The following is a 16,873-nucleotide window of genomic DNA, read 5'->3' as shown; positions in this document are numbered from 1 at the left end:
GACCAGCCGGGCGGGATCAGGGCACCAGCTCGGTCAGGGACGCCACATCCACCGGCGCCCCATAGTCGACACCGGGCAGCTCAAAACCGTTGAGCTGCATGAAATCCTGCCGCAAGCCGGCAAAATCCCCCAGGGTATGGAAGTTGTCCGGCGTCACCTTGGACCAGAGTGTCGAGACGGCGGCCTGAATGGCCGGGTCCAGCTCGTGGTCATCCATCCGGATCAGCCGGTTGCCATCGGCCACCACGCCCTGCGGCCCATACATCTTGCTGGCAAACAGCCGCTGCATCTGCTCGATGCAGCCCTCGTGCACGCCGAGCTCCTTCATCACCCCCATCAGCAAGCCGAGGTAAACCGGCAGCACAGGGATATAGGCACTCGCCTTGGTCACCAGCGCCTTGCAAACCGACACCCAGGCGTGGCCGCCCAGTTCTGCCAGTTGCAGGTTGATGGCCTCGGCGGTGGCATGCAGGTGCTCCTTGGCGTAGCCGATGGTGCCATCCCGGTAGAGGGGATAGGTGGATTCCGGGCCTATGTAGGAGTAGGCCACGGTCCGGGCGCCGGGGGCGAGGCAATCGGCCTGCTGCAACGCCAGCATCCAGAGCTGCCAGTCCTCGCCGCCCATGACGGTGACTGTGTCGCGGATCTCCTCCGGGGTGGCGGGCGCCAGGGATTGTTGCACCAGCCTGTCCTGCTCCAGATCCAGCCCCCAGCCGCTGAAAGGCTGGCCTGTGGTCTTGAGTGCGGAGCGCACCTGACGGCCATCCGGCAATACCCGGATACCGCTGGCCAGCGAGTAGATCACCAGATCCACCTGCCCCAGCTGCTGGCGAATGGTGTCGATGGCCTGCTGGCGCATGGCATCGGAAAAGGCATCGCCTATCAGATTGACGGCGACGCGCCCCTCCTGCTCCGCCGCCTGCCGAAACCAGATATTGTTGTACCAGCCTGCGCTGCCGAGCCCCTTGTCGGAGGGGCCCCGCTCGAACGAGACACCGACGGAATCGGCACCGGCGCCGAAGGTCAGCGCTATGCGGGAAGCCAGCCCGAAGCCAGAGGAGGCCCCGAGCACCAGCACCCGCTTGGGCCCGTTGAAACTGCCCGCAGCTTTGACGCTGGATATCTGCTGCAACACGGCGGCCCGACAGCCGATGGGATGACAGTTGCGGGCAACGCAACCCTGGATCTGGGGATGAATGATCATGACGGGATCTCCAAAGGAACTGGCTACAGCATAACCAAGAAGTTGCGGATTACCTTGATGTCGGGCGGGATATGGGCAGTAAGGGGGCAGAAAAACAAGAGGGAGCGCGAGGCTCCCCAAAGCGGTATTCAGATGCTTTTTATTGTTTTGTGTTCATTGCGAAGCACGGGCACATCCTATGCCTGCCACCCTCGCCGGGCAAGTCGAGGGGTGTGACTCAGGTCAAACTCCTGTTCGATTTATAGACAATTTATGACGCATGACATAGAAGAAGCCCCATAAGAAACTCATTTAAATCCCAAAACTGTGTCGAGAACGCCATTTTAGTTTCATCAGACATTGGTATAGTGAACTCAGGATCAGTGAGGAGAATTCCCATGAATGGAACCTATTACCAACACATACTGGCCGCTATCGACCTGTCGGAAGATAACCGCAAGGTGATCGAGAAGGCGGTTGATCGGGCCCGTTCCAACGGCGCCAAGCTGTCCGTGATCCATGTTGATGTGGACCTCAAGGATCTCTACACCGAGATGATCGATATCGACATCGACAACGTGCAGGATCAGGTGATCGCCGAAGCGAAAGAGAAGCTGGAGACCTTCCTGGCCTCGGTGGACTACCCCATCGAGAAGAAGCTGGTGATCTGCGGTGATCTGAGCGAACGGGTCAACCAGGCGGTCAAGGATTACCAGATAGACCTGCTGGTGTGCGGCCATCGTCAAAGCTTCTGGAGCCTGCTTACCTCCAGCGCCCGTCAGCTGATGAATACGGTACCCTGCGACCTGCTGGTCGTTCCCTTGCAGAAGTGATCAAACTGGCGTAGTTTTATTTGCCATGAATATGACCATCTTCAATCACAACTACTGGTGGTGCTGCTTATAAACAGGCGGCACTGCTTTTCTATGTAAAATTTTCCAAAGAAAACACCGTGACCGCCGAGAGGTGGTCATTGTTTTTATCCCTTTGTCGCCTCCCGGCCCACCCCAACTGGAGAGAGTGACATGCACAACCCCATCATACTGACCGGCGACCGTCCCACCGGCAAACTGCACATAGGCCACTACGTCGGTTCACTGCGCCAGCGCGTCGAGGCCCAGCACCATTACCGCCAATTCGTGATGATCGCCGATCTGCAGGCGCTGACCGACAACGGCCACAACCCGGCCAAGGTGACTGACAACGTGCTGGAGGTAATGGCCGACTATCTGGCGGTCGGTCTCGACCCGGCCAAGACCACCTTCTGCCTGCAGAGCGCCCTGCCCGCCCTCGCCGAGCTCACCACCTATTACCTCAATCTGGTCAGCGTCGCCCGACTGGAGCGCAACCCTACCGTCAAGGCGGAGATCCAGCAGAAAGGGTTCGAGCGCAGCCTGCCGGCGGGTTTTTTGGTCTACCCGGTCAGCCAGGCCGCCGACATTACCGCCTTTCGCGCCACCCATGTGCCGGTAGGCGAGGATCAGCTGCCCATGCTGGAGCAGACCAACGAGATAGTGCGCCGCTTCAACGCCCTAGTGGGCAAGGAAGTGCTGACCGAGTGCCAGCCGATCCTGAGCGATACCGGCCGCCTGCCCGGCATCGACGGCAAGGCCAAGATGTCCAAATCCCTCGGCAACACCATAGAGCTCGGCATGTCAGCGGAAGAGGTAAAACAGGCGGTGTTCGCCATGTACACAGACCCCAATCACCTCAAGGTGAGCGATCCGGGTCAGGTGGAGGGCAATACTGTGTTCGCCTATCTGGATGCCTTCCACCCGGACAAGGCGCTGGTGGCCGAGATGAAAGCCCATTACCAACGCGGCGGGCTGGGCGACATGCGTTGCAAGCAGGTGCTGAACGACTGTCTGCAGACCCTGCTCGCCCCCATGCGGGAGCGGCGCCAGGCGGCGATTGCCGACAAGCGGCAGCTACTGGCCCTGTTGCAGCAAGGCACCCAGCAGGCCCGTCTACTTACCGACGAGGTACTGGCGGAGGTGAAAAGTGCCATGGGGCTGGATTACTTCGCCGGGCTGGGTTGATCCGCACTGCGCTGGGCCACACTGCCCAGCGCATCCGCGCCATAGCGCTCGAAGGCAAGTCGGTGCAGCAACCCCTTGAACCAGCCAATGGCCTGGTCATGGGCGGTGAGCGGGTGGCCCGCCATCAGGTAGACGATGGGGATATCCGGGTTCAGCTGATGCAGGCGCAGCGGGTAGTAGCGGCAGAAGTGGCGCCCTATCATCTCGGGTACCACCACCAGATAGCGGCCGGTCGCCATCAGCGGCGGTACCGCCATAAAACTCGGCAGCCGCACCCCCAGCTCACGCTCAACCCCGAAACGGGCCAGCCAGAGATCCACCATGGCCTGACTGTGACCCCAGCTGGAGGTATGGATGTGAGGGCGGCTGACCAGTTCGGCAGGCCCCAGCATCTCGGGCAACTCACTGCCCAGCGGTGACAAACAGACCAGCGGGTTGTTGAACCAGGGCTCGCGCCACAGCCGGGGCGAGAAGTGATTGGCATCGGCGAACCCGATCACCAGATCCAGCTCCCCCTTCTCCAGCTCCCGCTCGTAGTCACTGTCTGCCAGCTCGCACACCTCCAGCCGGCAGTGTGGTGCCTGTCGGTGCAGCTGTTCCACCAGCGCCGGTACCAGACCGTGCTCCACCGAACCCGGGGTGGCGATGCGAAAGATCCGCCGCGCGCTGGCGGGATCGAACCCCTCCGCCTGCCGCAATCCCTGTTCCAGCATGGCCAGCGCCTGACGCACGGGTCCCGCCAGGGTCTTGGCTCGCTCGGTCGGCATCATTTCGCGCCGACTCATGACGAACAAGGGGTCATCCAGCGCCTGCCGCAACCGCCCCAGCGCGTGGCTGACGGTGGACTGGGAGAGGTGCAGACGCTCGGCGGCGCGGGTGACGTTTCGCTCCTGCATCAGCATGTCGAACACGGTCAGCAAGTTGAGGTCGAGGCGGGAGAGAGGGAGTTCCATCGATATCTGCCATAGTTGAATGACGACAATTCATTTTTGGCATAGTAGCAGATTGCATAGAATGCGCTGGCGAATTACATCGGAGATTAACATGCGTAGCTATCTGTTGTTGCTGGCGATTGGCCTGTTGTGGGGCTCCCAGTTCATTTTCATGCATCAGGCCGTGACCGAGTTGCCCCCCATCATGGTGGCGGCCGGACGAGCCTTGTGCGGCAGCTTGACCCTGGGTCTGCTCTGCCTGTTCATGCGTCTCAAGAGCGAGCACACACCATGGCGCACTTACATGCTGATCGCCCTGCTCGATGCCACCCTGCCCTTCATCATGGTGGCCTGGGGTCAACAGTATGTGGATAGCGCCATCGCCGCCGTGGTAATGGGTTGTATACCCTTTGTCACCATCTTGATGGCCCCCCTGTTGCTTTCCGGTGAAAAAATCACCAAGGGCGGTCTGGTCTCGGTGATCATCGGCTTCATCGGTGTGCTGGTGCTGTTCTGGCCGAAACTGGCCAACGGCATGAACGCCGGCCTGCTCGGCGCCGTGGCCATACTGTTCGGGGCCAGCTGCTTTGCCATCGGCCTGCTGATGATCAAGCGCTTCGCCAAGGACCACCCTGTGGTGGTGGCGCGCAACATACTGATCTCTTCGGCTATCCAGCTGATGCTGGCGGCCCCCTTCCTGACCGATCTGAGTGCGCTCACCATGCCGAGCCAGCATGCCATCAGCGCCGTTGTCGTGCTGGGTGTCTTCTGTACCGGTCTGGTCTACTTCCTCTACATGGCGCTGATCCAGAAGGCGGGCCCGACCTTTGCCTCCTTCAGCAACTATCTGGTGCCGCTGTTCGGCGTCATGCTGGGTGCCATGTTCCTCGGCGAGCAGATCCAGTCCACCACGGGTGTGGCACTGGCCCTGATCCTGGGCTCGGTCGCGCTGAACCAGTGGGCACAGCAACGACGCGCCCAGCGGGAGGCTGCCCTATGTCAGGCATCCTGACCACCTTGTGTGGTGGCCTGGTGCTGATTGCCGGCTGGCAATATCGCCACCGGCTGGCCGGCCTGCTCGGCCTGCTGATGGTGCTGCTGCCCTGGTTCTTCGACAGCAAGCTGCAAGCCATGCTGAGCTATGCGTTGAGTGTCTGACATCCATCTCTGAATGTGTGACGAGAGTGTATCTCTCCTGTTTTTGGGACCGTTTTAAAAAAACCTCCGATTTGTCCCCTCTACCGGCGCTTTGCGCCGGTTTTTTTATTTCTGCATTTTCATGATCTTGGATTGGACAGGTGCCCGACTTGAGGGTCACCTCAGGTAGCGATAGCTGAGCCGCTCATTCTTGCGCGGGCCTGTGATCTCCCAGCTCAGCAGAAAGCCGCTGTCGCTCTCGGTCAGCTCGGCACTGTAGTGATCCTGGCCACACAGATGCGGCTCGGCGGTCAGCCAGCGGCCATCCCCTTGCGGCAACAGCTCGAACAATTCCACCGGCTGGGCATAACGCAGGTGCGATAGACGGATCCCCCGATCGCCGCGCTGCCACCAGAAGCGGTTGTGCATGGTCAGTACACGGCCATGGGGCGTGGTGTAACGGCCCGTCTCGGCGAACAGCCAGCCTCCCTGATGATCGGTCACCTCCACATCACCCTCACCACGACCACACCAGTCAGTCGCGGACCCCGCACCATTGCTTGCCTCGAAGGCAAAGGCGCGGATCTGTGGCAACTGGTGCCATAAACGCTGGATCACAGCTTCCATCTCGGCCATCATAGCGCCCTCAAAATTGACAACTGACGATAAATCAAACACATGAACTATTTGATAGGGGTTACCCTGCTCTGGTCATTCTCCTTCAGCCTGATCGGGGTCTATCTCGCCGGCCAGGTGGATGCCTACTTCTCCGTGCTGACGCGCATCGTCCTTGCCAGTCTGGTGTTTCTGCCCTTCCTCAGACGCCGCTGGCTGCGGCCTGATTTCGCACTCAAGCTGATGGGACTCGGCGCCATCCAGCTCGGCATCATGTATCTGTTCTACTACCAGTCCTTCCTGCTGCTGACGGTACCGGAAGTGCTGGTGTTCACCATCTTCACCCCCCTCTACGTCACTCTGCTGCACGACCTGCTGGAACGCCGCTTCAAGCCTGTTTATCTGTGGGGCGCCCTGCTGGCGGTGCTGGGGGCAGCCGTCATCCGCTTCGACGGGCTGACCGAAAGCTATGTACTGGGATTCCTGGTGGTGCAGGGTGCCAACCTCAGCTTCGCCATGGGACAAGTGGGCTACAAGGTTCTGCTGGCACGGGAAGCACAGCAACCGCCACAGCAGGCGGTATTCGGCTGCTTCTATCTGGGAGCACTGGCTGTCGCCCTGCCCGCCTGGTGGTTGCTGGGCAAGCCGCAGTATCCGACTTCCGGTCTACAGTGGGGCATTTTGCTCTGGCTGGGGGTGGGAGCCTCCGGCCTCGGCTACTTCCTGTGGAACAAGGGTGCGACCAGGGTCAGCAGCGGTGTGCTGGCCATCATGAACAACGCCCTGATCCCGGCGGGCCTGCTGGTCAATCTGTTGATCTGGGGCAAGGATACCAATCTCGCCAGGCTGGCCATTGGCGGCCTGCTGATGCTGGCCTCCCTCTGGATCTGTCAGCGCGCCAGCGTGAGCAAGCATTAACCAACGACGGCATTGTGCTCCCGTCTGGCCTGACCGTGGCAGGTCGCCAGCCGGGCCAGCAAGTGATCGATATGCTCGCCGGCCTGGCTCTGCACCAGCCCGACACTGACGGTCACAGGCCGCTGCGGCAGCAGGCTGGCATCGGCGATCTCGAGGCGCAATCGCTCGGCAATCTCGAGGCCACTCAAGCGATCGGTCTGGGAGAGCATCAGGATGAAACCGTCCTGGTCCCAGCGGGCGAAGGGATCTTCCCGCCGCAGCTCGTGGCGCACCATGCGCGCCAGCTTGGCCAGCATGGCATCACAGGCCGCTTCGCCAAACAGTTGCTGGATCTTGGCACTGTGGTCGACGGTAAACTGCAACAGGCTGAAACTGCCGCTCTCGGTCGCCAGCCGCTCGTCGAGCAGCTGTTCGAAGTGGCTTCGGCTCTCCAGTCCGGTAAGGGGATCCGTGCCATGCCGCTCTTCCGCCACCGGCTGTGACTCGAGCAGGCGCACCACCCCCAACACCTGACCGTGAACATCGCGCCGGGCCCGCTCTTCCAGCCGAACGTAATGACCGTCGTGATGCAGGATGCGGTACTCGAGCCGGATCTGGGGCACTCGCCCGCTCTGACAGGCAGCGAGAGCCTCCTGCAGCACAGCCACATCGTCGGGATGCACCCGTTCCAGCCAGCCGAGATCGTCCAGACCGGTTTCATTCAATCCCAGCAGACGCAGACAGGAGAGATCCCGCTGCACACCCTGTTGCGGGCTCCAGCTCCAGAGTCCCGCCTCCAGCAGAGCCATGGCATCCGCCATCAGCGTCGGATCAAACCGGGTGACCACTTCCCTCAGGGGAGCCTTGAGCATGTCCATCGAATGCCTCGAAACCGAATCTGAATACCTGCTCAATAAGTAACATTGGCTCTTGCGCCGAGCAACAGGGTCAGCTCGCTTTTCCCTGATAACCGCTCATCAGCGCCTGCCAGTTTTCCGGCACGAAGTGAAAACTGGTGTGCAATTGGGACTCTTTACTGAAGGAGCGTTGCAGCCGCTCCAGATTGGCCTGCTGCCAGCTGCCCGGGGAACGGATCGCCCCCTTGTCGAAGTCGATCACCCACACCTTGCCCTCCTTGTCGAGCAGCAGATTGTGGCTGTTGAGATCCGCATGATAGACACCCGCATCGTGCAGCTGGCGCACCGTCTGACCTACCTTGTGCCACACCTGGTCGGCGATCGGCCCCTGCTTGAGCAGGGCCACCAGGTCCTTGGCACCGCGAATGCGTTCGATAAGGATATCGGCGCGATAGAAGGGGCCCTGCTTGACCATGCGGGCCGCAAACGGGCGCGGCACCGGCAAGCCCTGCTCGCTCAACTTGGCCAGCAGAGTGTATTCGGCCATGGCCCGGCTGGATTCCACCCCCTCGAACCAGAAGCGATCCCGCACCACCTTGCCCACCATGCCGCCACGATAGTAATGACGCAGCACCAGATGACGGGATTCATCCTTCACGAACCAGGTCACACCGCGTCCTATGGCAGAACCCACCACCTGGCGATGTGTCTGCCACCAGGCCGGATCAAACAGCTCGGGAGAAGGGTCACGAAAAACCCCTTCGGCGTACCAGCAGATCTGGTTGTGTTCGGTCTGTATTCGCATCTTGGTGATTCCGGTCGGTCAGTAATCGCAATGGTTCGATTCACGATAAGGCGGCTTGCCAGCACGGACCCGTGCACCTTGTAAGGATCAGGGCCAGTACCGACTGCCAGTTGCGCGCAATTTTACAATCCACAGGGGAGTTTGCATAATGCCATCCATCCATTTTTCCACCATTGCGCCACATCATGCCGCTGTTCCAAACGCCGCCTTCTTCTATCTGCATACTGCGGCTCTCCGCCATCGGGGATTGCTGCCACGCGCTGGCGCTGGTGCGCGTCATCCAGCGGGCCTGGCCCCAGACTCGCATCACCTGGATCACCGGCAAAATCGAAGCGACCCTGTTTGCCGACTTGCCCGGGGTCGAGGTGATCGCCTTTGACAAGAGCAAGGGTTGGCGCGGTTATCTCGACCTGTGGCGCACCCTCAAGGGACGCAAGTTCGATGCGCTGCTCCACCTGCAGGCGGCCATGCGCGCCAGCATAGCGACGCTCGGTATCAAGGCCAGGGTCAAACTCGGTTTCGACAAGGCGCGCGCCAACGACGGTCAGTGGTTGTTCACCAACCACAGGGGTCCCTCCCCCACGTCTCCCCATGTACTGGACGGTTTCCTTGCCTTTGCCAAAGAGCTCGGCATCAAGGATTTGACGCCGGACTGGCAACTGCCCATCAGCGCCGAACATAAAATCTGGGCCAGGGAGAAAATCGGCGGCAAACCGACTCTGCTCATCTGCGCCGCCGCCAGCAAGGCATTCAAGAACTGGACTGCCGAAGGCTATGCTGCACTGGCGGATCACGCGGCCAACAAGGGCTTTCAGGTCTACCTGTGCGGCGGCCCGGCCAAACTGGAGCGGGATCTGGCGGCCGACATACAGCGGCTGAGCCAGAGCAAACCGGTGGATCTGGTGGGGCAGACCAACCTCAAACAGCTGCTGGCCCTGATTGGTGAAGCGAGCCTGGTGCTGGCCCCGGATACGGGCCCCACCCACATGGCAACCCTGGTAGGCACACCTGTCATCGGCCTCTACGCCCACCACAACCCGGCTCGCACCGGCCCCTATCTGTGCCGTGACTACGTGGTCAGCGTCTATCAGGAACTGATCGAACAGGAAACCGGCAAGCCGCTGGCCGAGCTCGGCTGGCGCACCCGCCTCAAGGATCCGGATGCCATGGGTAAGATAGGGATTGAGAGGGTCATTGCTACCTTTGACCGGCTCTGCGCCGATCGTCACCTGCCCGGCTGAGGGCGATTCGGAAATTCCGAGCCATGAGGCAGGGATAACCTGATGGCCCCTGTCCCGCCGGCGGGGCAGAATGGCAGCCGATGTGGGTTACGCTCCCGCAGCAAGCAACGAACACTTTGATCGGCTGGAATATGATTCCAGCCGTTTTTTTATCCGCCGCCTTCTGATAAAATTCGCCCCCTTTACATCCTCCCGACTCAAGAATTTCCTGCGTTTTGCGTTTGGCTGTCTCCCTTTCGGGCACAAGACGGCGGCCTCTGCTACAACCAAAACGCAGGTCTAGATAATAAGGTAATGACATGGCGCAACAAGGCACTCTCTATATCATCTCCTCCCCGAGCGGGGCGGGTAAATCCAGCCTGCTCAATGCCTTGCTGACCAAACACAACCCGGCTGGCAAGATGCAACTGTCGGTTTCCCACACCACCCGCGCCACTCGTCCCGGCGAAAAGAACGGGGTGCACTACCACTTTGTGCAGGTGGAAGAGTTCAAGGAACTGATCGAACGCGGTGACTTTCTGGAGTGGGCAGAGGTATTTGGCAACTATTACGGCACCTCTCGCGCCGCCATTGAAGCCTGCCTGGCTCAGGGGATCGACGTCTTCCTCGACATCGACTGGCAGGGCGCCCGCCAGATCCGTGAGCAGATGCCGACCAAATCCATCTTTATTCTGCCCCCCAGCCGCGCCGAGCTGGAACAGCGCCTGATCGGGCGCGGTCAGGACAGCGCCGAGGTGATTGCCGGCCGGATGGCGAAAGCCATTGCCGAAATGGTGCACTACGACGAGTATGACTATGTCATTATCAACAAGGACTTTGAGCTGGCACTGTTCCAACTCAGGGCCATTATTGAGTGCCAACGGCTGGAAATGCGTCAGCAACAGCAGGCACAACAAAACTTGCTGCAACAGCTACTGGCAGAATAGGCCAAAAACAAGTAAACTTTTGCGTCATTTTTAAACACTGCTTTTTTAAACACAGAAAGCCCAAACACTGGAGTCCTGCATGGCACGCGTTACTGTAGAAGATGCTGTAAAACAGGTAGGTAACCGTTTTGACCTGGTGCTGGTCGCCGCCCGCCGCGCCCGCCAAATCGCGGTTCAAGGCAAAGATCCCCTGGTCGACGAAGAAAACGACAAGCCGACCGTGATCGCCCTGCGCGAGATCGAACTGGGTCTGGTGAACAATCAAGTGATGGATACTCAGGACCGTTACGAGCAGCAAGAACAGGAAGCCGCCGAACTGGCAGCCGTTGCTGCCATCGCCGAAGGCCGCGGTTAAGTAAGTAATTTCCCATGGTCGGCGCCCGCCCGGGTGCCGACTGTTCTTCCCATTTACAACCGCTCGAAAACCTCGCAAACTCAGGACTATTCCTCAATTCCACGGATTGCCGTTTCACCGCTGCGGGGACTGTCTTGTATTTATTTGAAAATCTTAAAGAAATAGCCAGTTCCTACCTGCCTCCAGAGCAGGTTGAGAAGCTCAGGCAAGCCTATGTGGTGGCCCGTGATGCCCACCAGGGACAGATGCGTTCCAGTGGCGAACCCTATATCACCCACCCGGTTGCCGTTGCCCGCATTCTCGGCGACATGCGACTCGATCACGAAACCCTGATGGCCGCAGTGCTGCACGACGTCATCGAAGATACCCCCGTGACCAAGGCCGATCTGGCCGCACTGTTTGGCGATGCCGTCGCCGAACTGGTGGCCGGTGTCTCCAAGCTCGACAAGCTGAAGTTTCGCGATCGCAAGGAAGCTCAGGCCGAAAACTTCCGTAAGATGGTGATGGCCATGACCCAGGATATCCGGGTCATCCTGATCAAGCTGGCCGACCGCACCCACAATATGCGTACTTTGGGTTCGCTGCGGCCGGACAAGCGCCGCCGCATTGCCCGCGAAACCCTCGAGATCTTCGCCCCCATCGCCAACCGCCTCGGTATTCATACCATGAAGAACGAGCTGGAAGAGCTGGGTTTCGAGGCGCTCTACCCCATGCGCTCACGGGTATTGCGAGAATCGGTACGCCGCGCCCGCGGCAATCGCCGTGAAATCATCGACTCCATCCAGAGCGAGATCGAGGGCCGCCTGCATGAGGCCGGCATCGATTCCCAGGTGAGCGGCCGCGAGAAGAACCTGTTTTCCATCTACAACAAGATGGAGAAAAAAGAGCTGCAATTTCATGAGGTAATGGATATCTACGCCTTTCGCGTCAGAGTGAAGGACATAGATACCTGTTACCGGGTGCTGGGGCAGATGCACAGCCTCTACAAGCCGCGCCCCGGTCGCTTCAAGGATTATATCGCCATCCCCAAGACCAACGGCTATCAGTCGCTGCACACCTCGCTGGTGGGGCCGCACGGGGTACCGGTCGAGGTGCAGATCCGCACCGAGTTCATGGATCAGATGGCCGATAAAGGGGTTGCTGCTCACTGGGCCTACAAGCAGGATGGCGACAGCTCGGGCACTACCGCCCAGATCCGCGCCCAGCGCTGGATGCAGAGCCTGCTGGAATTGCAGCAGAGCGCCGGCAGCTCCTTTGAATTTATCGAAGGGGTCAAGACAGACCTGTTCCCTGACGAGATCTACGTGTTCACTCCCGAAGGTCGCATCATGGAGCTGCCCACGGGTGCCACGCCGGTGGACTTCGCCTACACGGTACACACAGATATCGGCCATGCCTGTGTGGGGTCACGGGTTGACAGACATCCCTACCCCCTTAGCAGCCCGCTCTATTCGGGGCAGACGGTAGAGATCATCACGGCACCGGGTGCCCGTCCCAATGCGGCTTGGCTCAATTTCGTGGTGACCACCAAGGCCAGATCCAAAATCCGCCAGTTCCTCAAGAACCTGCGCACCGAAGAGTCTGTGGTGCTGGGCCGCCGCCTGCTCAACCATGCGCTTGGCGCCAAGAACATCGAAGACATTCCGGAACCCCGCATCAAGCAGGTGCTGGCCGATACCAAACACGAAAACCTGCAGGGTCTGCTGGCCGATGTGGGCCTAGGCAACGCCATGAGCGTCATGGTGGCACGCCGCATGCTGGGCGAACTGCCGCCGGAAGAGCAGCCCAAATCCAGCAGCAAGAAGATGCCGATCAAGGGTGCCGACGGCATGCTGGTCACCTTCGCCAACTGTTGCCGCCCGATCCCTGGGGATGCCATCATTGCCCACATAAGCCCGGGCAAGGGGCTGGTGATCCACCAGGAAGCCTGCCGCAATATCAAGGGTTACAGCCGCGAGCCGGACAAGTATCTGCCGGTACAGTGGGAGGTAGACAAGGATCAGGAGCAGGAATTCCGCACTGGCATCAGCGTAGAGATAGTCAACCATCAGGGTGCGCTGGCCGAGCTGGCCAACGTGATTGCCGCCACCGGCGCCAACATTCACGCCATCAGCACCGAAGAGAAGGATGGCCGTGTCTATCTGGTCACCCTGCTCATCACCACCAAGAGCCGCATCCACCTGGCCAACATCATGCGCAAGATCCGCGTAATGCCCAATGTGCTCAAGGTGAGCCGACAAAAGAACTGAAAACGGGCGGCGCAAGCCGCCTGCTGCTTTTATAGAGACAAGCCATGATCCCCGAATGCCTCAAGCAAATCAGTATCATACTGACCCAGCCTCAACCCGGCTCAACCCGCTTGCTGCGCACTCTTGGCACACCCGCCTCACCCTATAGAAACTGATATGACTCCTGAACGATTTAAACGGATTTCCGACATGCTGGCCCAGCGTCAGCTCGACTTGACCGTCTGCATGGAAGAGGTTCATAAACCTCACAACCTGGCCGCCATAGTGCGTACCGCCGATGCGATTGGCATCCACAGGGTGCATGCCGTCTGGCCCAAGACCTGGATCCACAAGCGCAAGGGCACGGCCCGCGGCAGCCAGAACTGGGTGGATGTGAAGCTGCACCCGGATATCGGCAGCGCCGTGGCCGAGCTGAAAGCCTCCGGCATGCAGATAGTGGCGACCCACCTCTCGGAGAGCTCTGTGGACTTTCGCACCATCGACTACACCAGACCCACCGCCATTCTGGTGGGTCAGGAGAAACACGGCATCGGTGAAGAGGCGCTGGCGCTGGCCGATCACCATATCGTCATCCCCATGGTGGGCATGGTGCAGTCCCTCAACGTTTCGGTGGCCGCCGCCGCCATCCTCTACGAGGCCCAGCGCCAGCGCGAGCTGGCCGGTTGCTATCAGCGCGGCTGTCCCCTCACGCTTGAAGAGCAGAACATTATCTTGTTCGAGGGGGGCTACCCCATCTATGCCCAGCTCTGCAAAGAGAAAGAGATGCCCTATCCCCAGCTCGGCCCGGCCGGCGAGATCCTGGCGGACGAGGCCTGGTGGCAACGGATGCAGCTGACCCGCAAGGGCTGGGCAGCACAACAGGAAGATCCCCAGGATATGGAGTATCCAACCGATGAAATTTAACTGTCTGCCCCTGCTGGCACTGACCCTGTTTTCTGCCGGAGCCCTTGCCGTGACCAATCCCTATCCGCTGACATCCGAAGCCGAGGTCCCCGCGCTTTACCAGCAAACGCTGCCCGACTTCTGGCGTACACATGCTATCGAGGGGGAGTTCAAGGCCAGAGACGGCGTCACCATCCGCTATGCAACCCTGCGACAGGCCAAGGTGGATCGCGCCATCGTCATCGTCAATGGTCGGGTCGAGAGCTATCTCAAGTATCAGGAACTGGCCTGGGATCTGTGGCGTCAGGGCTACAGCCTCTACCTCATCGATCACCGGGGACAGGGCTTGTCCGACCGTATGCTGGCCGACAAGCAGAAAGGCTATGTTGCTGATTTCGAAGATTATGTGGTGGATCTCAAACAGTTCCACGACCAGGTCATCATGGCAGACCAGCCCGCCAAACTGTTCCTGCTGGCTCACTCCATGGGCGGTGCCATCTCGGCGCTTTACCTGGAACGCTGGCCGGATGATATCAAGGCGGCCGTGCTCTCCTCCCCCATGATGGGCATCAACCTCGGCGGTCTGCCCAAATGGCTGGCACAGGGGCTCGCGGCCAGCATAGACACGGTCGGCAGCTGGCTGGGCGAACCACCCTATGGTCCTGGCCAGGGCAGCTACCAGTCACACGAATTTGCCGATAATGGCCTGAGCCACAGCGCGCCGCGCTATCAGGCGTTTCGCCATCTCTACGAACAGCACCCGCAAATCAAGCTGGGGGGGGTGACCGCCCACTGGATCCGCGAAGGGATAGCCGCCGGAGATACCGCCATTGCCGCCGCGGATCGGATCAAGACGCCACTGCTGCTGCTGCAGGCGGGGGAAGACAGCGTGGTGGACAATGCCGCCCAGGATGCTTTCTGTGCCAAGGCCAGATGTGAAGGGGGCAAGCCGCTGCGGATAGAGGGCGCCTGGCATGAGCTGTTTATCGAGGCAGACCCCCAGCGTCAAGCCGCACTGAGCGCGACCCTGGCGTTCTTCGAGCGCTTCTAGCGCTGGTTATTTTTTGGATCCCTAAATAAATGGGGTGACGCAAAACGCTGGGGTACACTGCCCCGGCGTTCAATTGATGCCGAGGTAATGATGTTCAAGGTAGTTGTATCCGATCTCGATGGCACCCTGCTCAACAAGCAGCACCAGATCTCCCCCCGCACCCGTGACACCCTGCACCGTCTGGTCGAACAGGGGATCAAGTTCGTGGTGGCCACTGGCCGGCACCATGTGGATGTGCGCAGCATTCGCGACACGCTCGGGCTGGACATCTACCTCATCACCTCCAACGGTGCCGTGGTGCACGACAAACAGGATCAACTCATCTTCAATCAGGCACTGCCAGCTGCCGTGGCCGCCGAGTTGATCGCGCTGGATCGCGACCCTTCCATTCACCTCAATGTCTACTATGGCGACGAGTGGCTGGTAGAAGAGGAATTGCCCTGGTTGCTGCAATTCCATGACGAGTCCGGCTTCACCTACCGCCTCACCGACCTCGCCACCCACCCGATGGACAAGGTCAACAAGGTCTTCTACATCGGCGAGCACGAAAAACTGCTGCGGATCGAGGCTCACCTCAACCAGCATTATGGTGATCGACTCAACGTCACCTTCTCCCTGCCGGACTGCCTCGAAGTGATGCACGCCGGGGTGCACAAGGGCAATGCCGTGCGCGCCGTGCTGGCACAGCATGGACTGGATATGTCTCAGGCCGTCGCGTTCGGGGATGGCATGAACGACTTCGAGATGCTGGACATGGTGGGTCGTGGCGTTGTGATGGGCAATGCCCACGACCGCCTCAAGCTCGCCTTGCCGGCACATGAGCAGACCCTGAGCTCGGACGAAGATGGGGTTGCCATCTATCTGGAGCAGCTGTTCGCCCTCAGTACTGCTGGCGCAGCCTGACCCGTGACAGCATGGATACCACGACTGTGGTATCCATGCTGTTTGGCAGATATTTCAAATCGAGACACAGGCGAAATCTCCCTCAGCCTGCAACCTGTCCCACATCCCCTATCGCCTCACCAGATGAGGCTTTTCAGATTCAACTGCTCCAGCATGCTAGCGCTACTCTTCCACTCGAAACTCTGGTTGGCACCCCCGTAGCACTCCGCCAGCCGGAGCGGTGTGCCGGGCTTGTGGCGACGACCGGCGACATCCAGACACCGATCAACCTTGTGATTGAGCAGACGATCCGCCTGCCACTGCCATTGGCGGCTATCATCCTGACACTCAGCCAGCACGAGTTCGCTCACCCCCTTGGCCACCAGACAGCGCTGCTCAAGCTGCAGGGCGCCGGCATCCCAGTTGAACTGCTGTCGGGTTATCTTTTCACAAGGTTGAGTGATCAGTTGATCCTGGGCATTCAATGCCACACAAAAACCACCGCTGGTCATCAGGGCAGAGGGAGCATCGATGGCCTGCCTGGGGGCGGCGCCCATCAGGATTTCATCCGGCTTGGGTTTGTACGAGCAGCCGCTGAGGGCCACGACAACCAGCGCCAACATGCTGGCGCGAACTGTATTATGGTGCATATGACATTTTGGCCTGAAAAGTGTTCAATAATGCCCACTTTGCTATGGGTCTGCGGCCCAGCATACCCGAAGCGGTGACAGGAAAGTGCCAACAGAAGTGTAAACAGACGTAACAGACGCAGAGATGGGGAGATGGGGAGATGGGGAGATGGGGAGATGGGGAGATGATAAA

General features: G+C 59.9%; 18 protein-coding genes. 12 read left to right on the top strand and 6 right to left on the bottom strand.

From position 1 onward, the window contains the following. Positions 1-16 precede the first annotated feature (16 nt). Positions 17-1,204, bottom strand: a complete 1,188-nt coding sequence (fabV, locus tag ONZ54_RS00235; protein ID WP_271787231.1) for an enoyl-ACP reductase FabV — start codon at positions 1,202-1,204, stop codon at positions 17-19. Between the two features lie 377 nt (positions 1,205-1,581). On the opposite strand from fabV, the gene ONZ54_RS00230 reads away from it, so the two are divergent. Next, positions 1,582-2,016: a universal stress protein gene (locus tag ONZ54_RS00230; protein ID WP_005319449.1), complete on the top strand. Its 435-nt coding sequence runs from the start codon at positions 1,582-1,584 to the stop codon at positions 2,014-2,016. Between the two features lie 192 nt (positions 2,017-2,208). Further along, positions 2,209-3,222 (top strand): tryptophan--tRNA ligase, encoded by a 1,014-nt coding sequence (gene trpS / locus ONZ54_RS00225; protein WP_271787230.1) that lies wholly within the window; start codon positions 2,209-2,211, stop codon positions 3,220-3,222. Here the strand turns inward: trpS and ONZ54_RS00220 are convergent. Continuing rightward, positions 3,201-4,175 (bottom strand): LysR family transcriptional regulator, encoded by a 975-nt coding sequence (locus ONZ54_RS00220; protein WP_271787229.1) that lies wholly within the window; start codon positions 4,173-4,175, stop codon positions 3,201-3,203. The two genes, trpS and ONZ54_RS00220, sit on opposite strands and share 22 nt — an antisense overlap. A gap of 91 nt (positions 4,176-4,266) precedes the next feature. On the opposite strand from ONZ54_RS00220, the gene ONZ54_RS00215 reads away from it, so the two are divergent. Further along, positions 4,267-5,166 (top strand): DMT family transporter, encoded by a 900-nt coding sequence (locus ONZ54_RS00215; RefSeq protein WP_005319455.1) that lies wholly within the window; start codon positions 4,267-4,269, stop codon positions 5,164-5,166. Then, positions 5,151-5,312 (top strand): hypothetical protein, encoded by a 162-nt coding sequence (locus tag ONZ54_RS00210; protein WP_005319457.1) that lies wholly within the window; start codon positions 5,151-5,153, stop codon positions 5,310-5,312. Before ONZ54_RS00215 ends, ONZ54_RS00210 begins: the two co-directional genes overlap by 16 nt. A gap of 156 nt (positions 5,313-5,468) precedes the next feature. On the opposite strand, the gene ONZ54_RS00205 is transcribed toward ONZ54_RS00210, so the two are convergent. Next, on the bottom strand, positions 5,469-5,927 hold the full coding sequence (locus tag ONZ54_RS00205; protein WP_087757435.1) for a DUF6314 family protein: 459 nt from the start codon (positions 5,925-5,927) through the stop codon (positions 5,469-5,471). 42 nt (positions 5,928-5,969) lie between these two features. On the opposite strand from ONZ54_RS00205, the gene ONZ54_RS00200 reads away from it, so the two are divergent. Then, on the top strand, positions 5,970-6,824 hold the full coding sequence (locus ONZ54_RS00200) for a carboxylate/amino acid/amine transporter (protein WP_058395519.1): 855 nt from the start codon (positions 5,970-5,972) through the stop codon (positions 6,822-6,824). On the opposite strand, the gene ONZ54_RS00195 is transcribed toward ONZ54_RS00200, so the two are convergent. Then, positions 6,821-7,681, bottom strand: a complete 861-nt coding sequence (locus ONZ54_RS00195) for a GGDEF domain-containing protein (RefSeq protein ID WP_005319463.1) — start codon at positions 7,679-7,681, stop codon at positions 6,821-6,823. The genes ONZ54_RS00200 and ONZ54_RS00195 overlap by 4 nt on opposite strands. A 70-nt stretch (positions 7,682-7,751) precedes the next feature. Then, positions 7,752-8,465 (bottom strand): 3-deoxy-D-manno-octulosonic acid kinase, encoded by a 714-nt coding sequence (locus ONZ54_RS00190; RefSeq protein WP_005319464.1) that lies wholly within the window; start codon positions 8,463-8,465, stop codon positions 7,752-7,754. A 173-nt stretch (positions 8,466-8,638) separates the two neighbouring features. On the opposite strand from ONZ54_RS00190, the gene ONZ54_RS00185 reads away from it, so the two are divergent. The 7 genes from ONZ54_RS00185 (at position 8,639) to ONZ54_RS00155 (ending at position 16,072) form a co-directional block, all read left to right on the top strand. Further along, complete coding sequence (locus ONZ54_RS00185) at positions 8,639-9,706, top strand: glycosyltransferase family 9 protein (RefSeq protein ID WP_271787228.1); 1,068 nt, start codon at positions 8,639-8,641, stop codon at positions 9,704-9,706. A 299-nt stretch (positions 9,707-10,005) separates the two neighbouring features. Beyond that, entirely contained in the window at positions 10,006-10,632 is a 627-nt protein-coding gene (gene gmk, locus ONZ54_RS00180; RefSeq protein ID WP_271787227.1) for a guanylate kinase, read from the top strand. Between the two features lie 79 nt (positions 10,633-10,711). After that, positions 10,712-10,987, top strand: coding sequence for a DNA-directed RNA polymerase subunit omega (gene rpoZ, locus ONZ54_RS00175; RefSeq protein ID WP_005307060.1), 276 nt, complete (start codon positions 10,712-10,714; stop codon positions 10,985-10,987). A 134-nt stretch (positions 10,988-11,121) separates the two neighbouring features. Then, on the top strand, positions 11,122-13,236 hold the full coding sequence (spoT, locus tag ONZ54_RS00170; protein WP_005319472.1) for a bifunctional GTP diphosphokinase/guanosine-3',5'-bis pyrophosphate 3'-pyrophosphohydrolase: 2,115 nt from the start codon (positions 11,122-11,124) through the stop codon (positions 13,234-13,236). Positions 13,237-13,392: 156 nt separating this feature from the next. Continuing rightward, positions 13,393-14,139, top strand: coding sequence for a tRNA (guanosine(18)-2'-O)-methyltransferase TrmH (gene trmH, locus ONZ54_RS00165; RefSeq protein WP_271787226.1), 747 nt, complete (start codon positions 13,393-13,395; stop codon positions 14,137-14,139). Further along, positions 14,129-15,169, top strand: a complete 1,041-nt coding sequence (locus tag ONZ54_RS00160; protein ID WP_271787225.1) for an alpha/beta fold hydrolase — start codon at positions 14,129-14,131, stop codon at positions 15,167-15,169. Before trmH ends, ONZ54_RS00160 begins: the two co-directional genes overlap by 11 nt. A 90-nt stretch (positions 15,170-15,259) precedes the next feature. Beyond that, positions 15,260-16,072, top strand: a complete 813-nt coding sequence (locus tag ONZ54_RS00155; protein WP_271788322.1) for a Cof-type HAD-IIB family hydrolase — start codon at positions 15,260-15,262, stop codon at positions 16,070-16,072. Positions 16,073-16,188: 116 nt separating this feature from the next. Here ONZ54_RS00155 and ONZ54_RS00150 read toward each other — a convergent pair whose 3' ends face one another. Continuing rightward, a complete protein-coding gene (locus tag ONZ54_RS00150; RefSeq protein ID WP_011898207.1) occupies positions 16,189-16,701 on the bottom strand; it encodes an RICIN domain-containing protein in 513 nt (170 codons plus the stop codon). Between the last annotated feature and the right edge of the window lie 172 nt (positions 16,702-16,873).

Origin of the sequence: Aeromonas salmonicida (assembly GCF_028355655.1) — a bacterium.
In the GTDB taxonomy this organism is placed as follows: domain Bacteria; phylum Pseudomonadota; class Gammaproteobacteria; order Enterobacterales; family Aeromonadaceae; genus Aeromonas; species Aeromonas salmonicida.
This window is presented reverse-complemented; position numbering and strand designations above follow the sequence as displayed.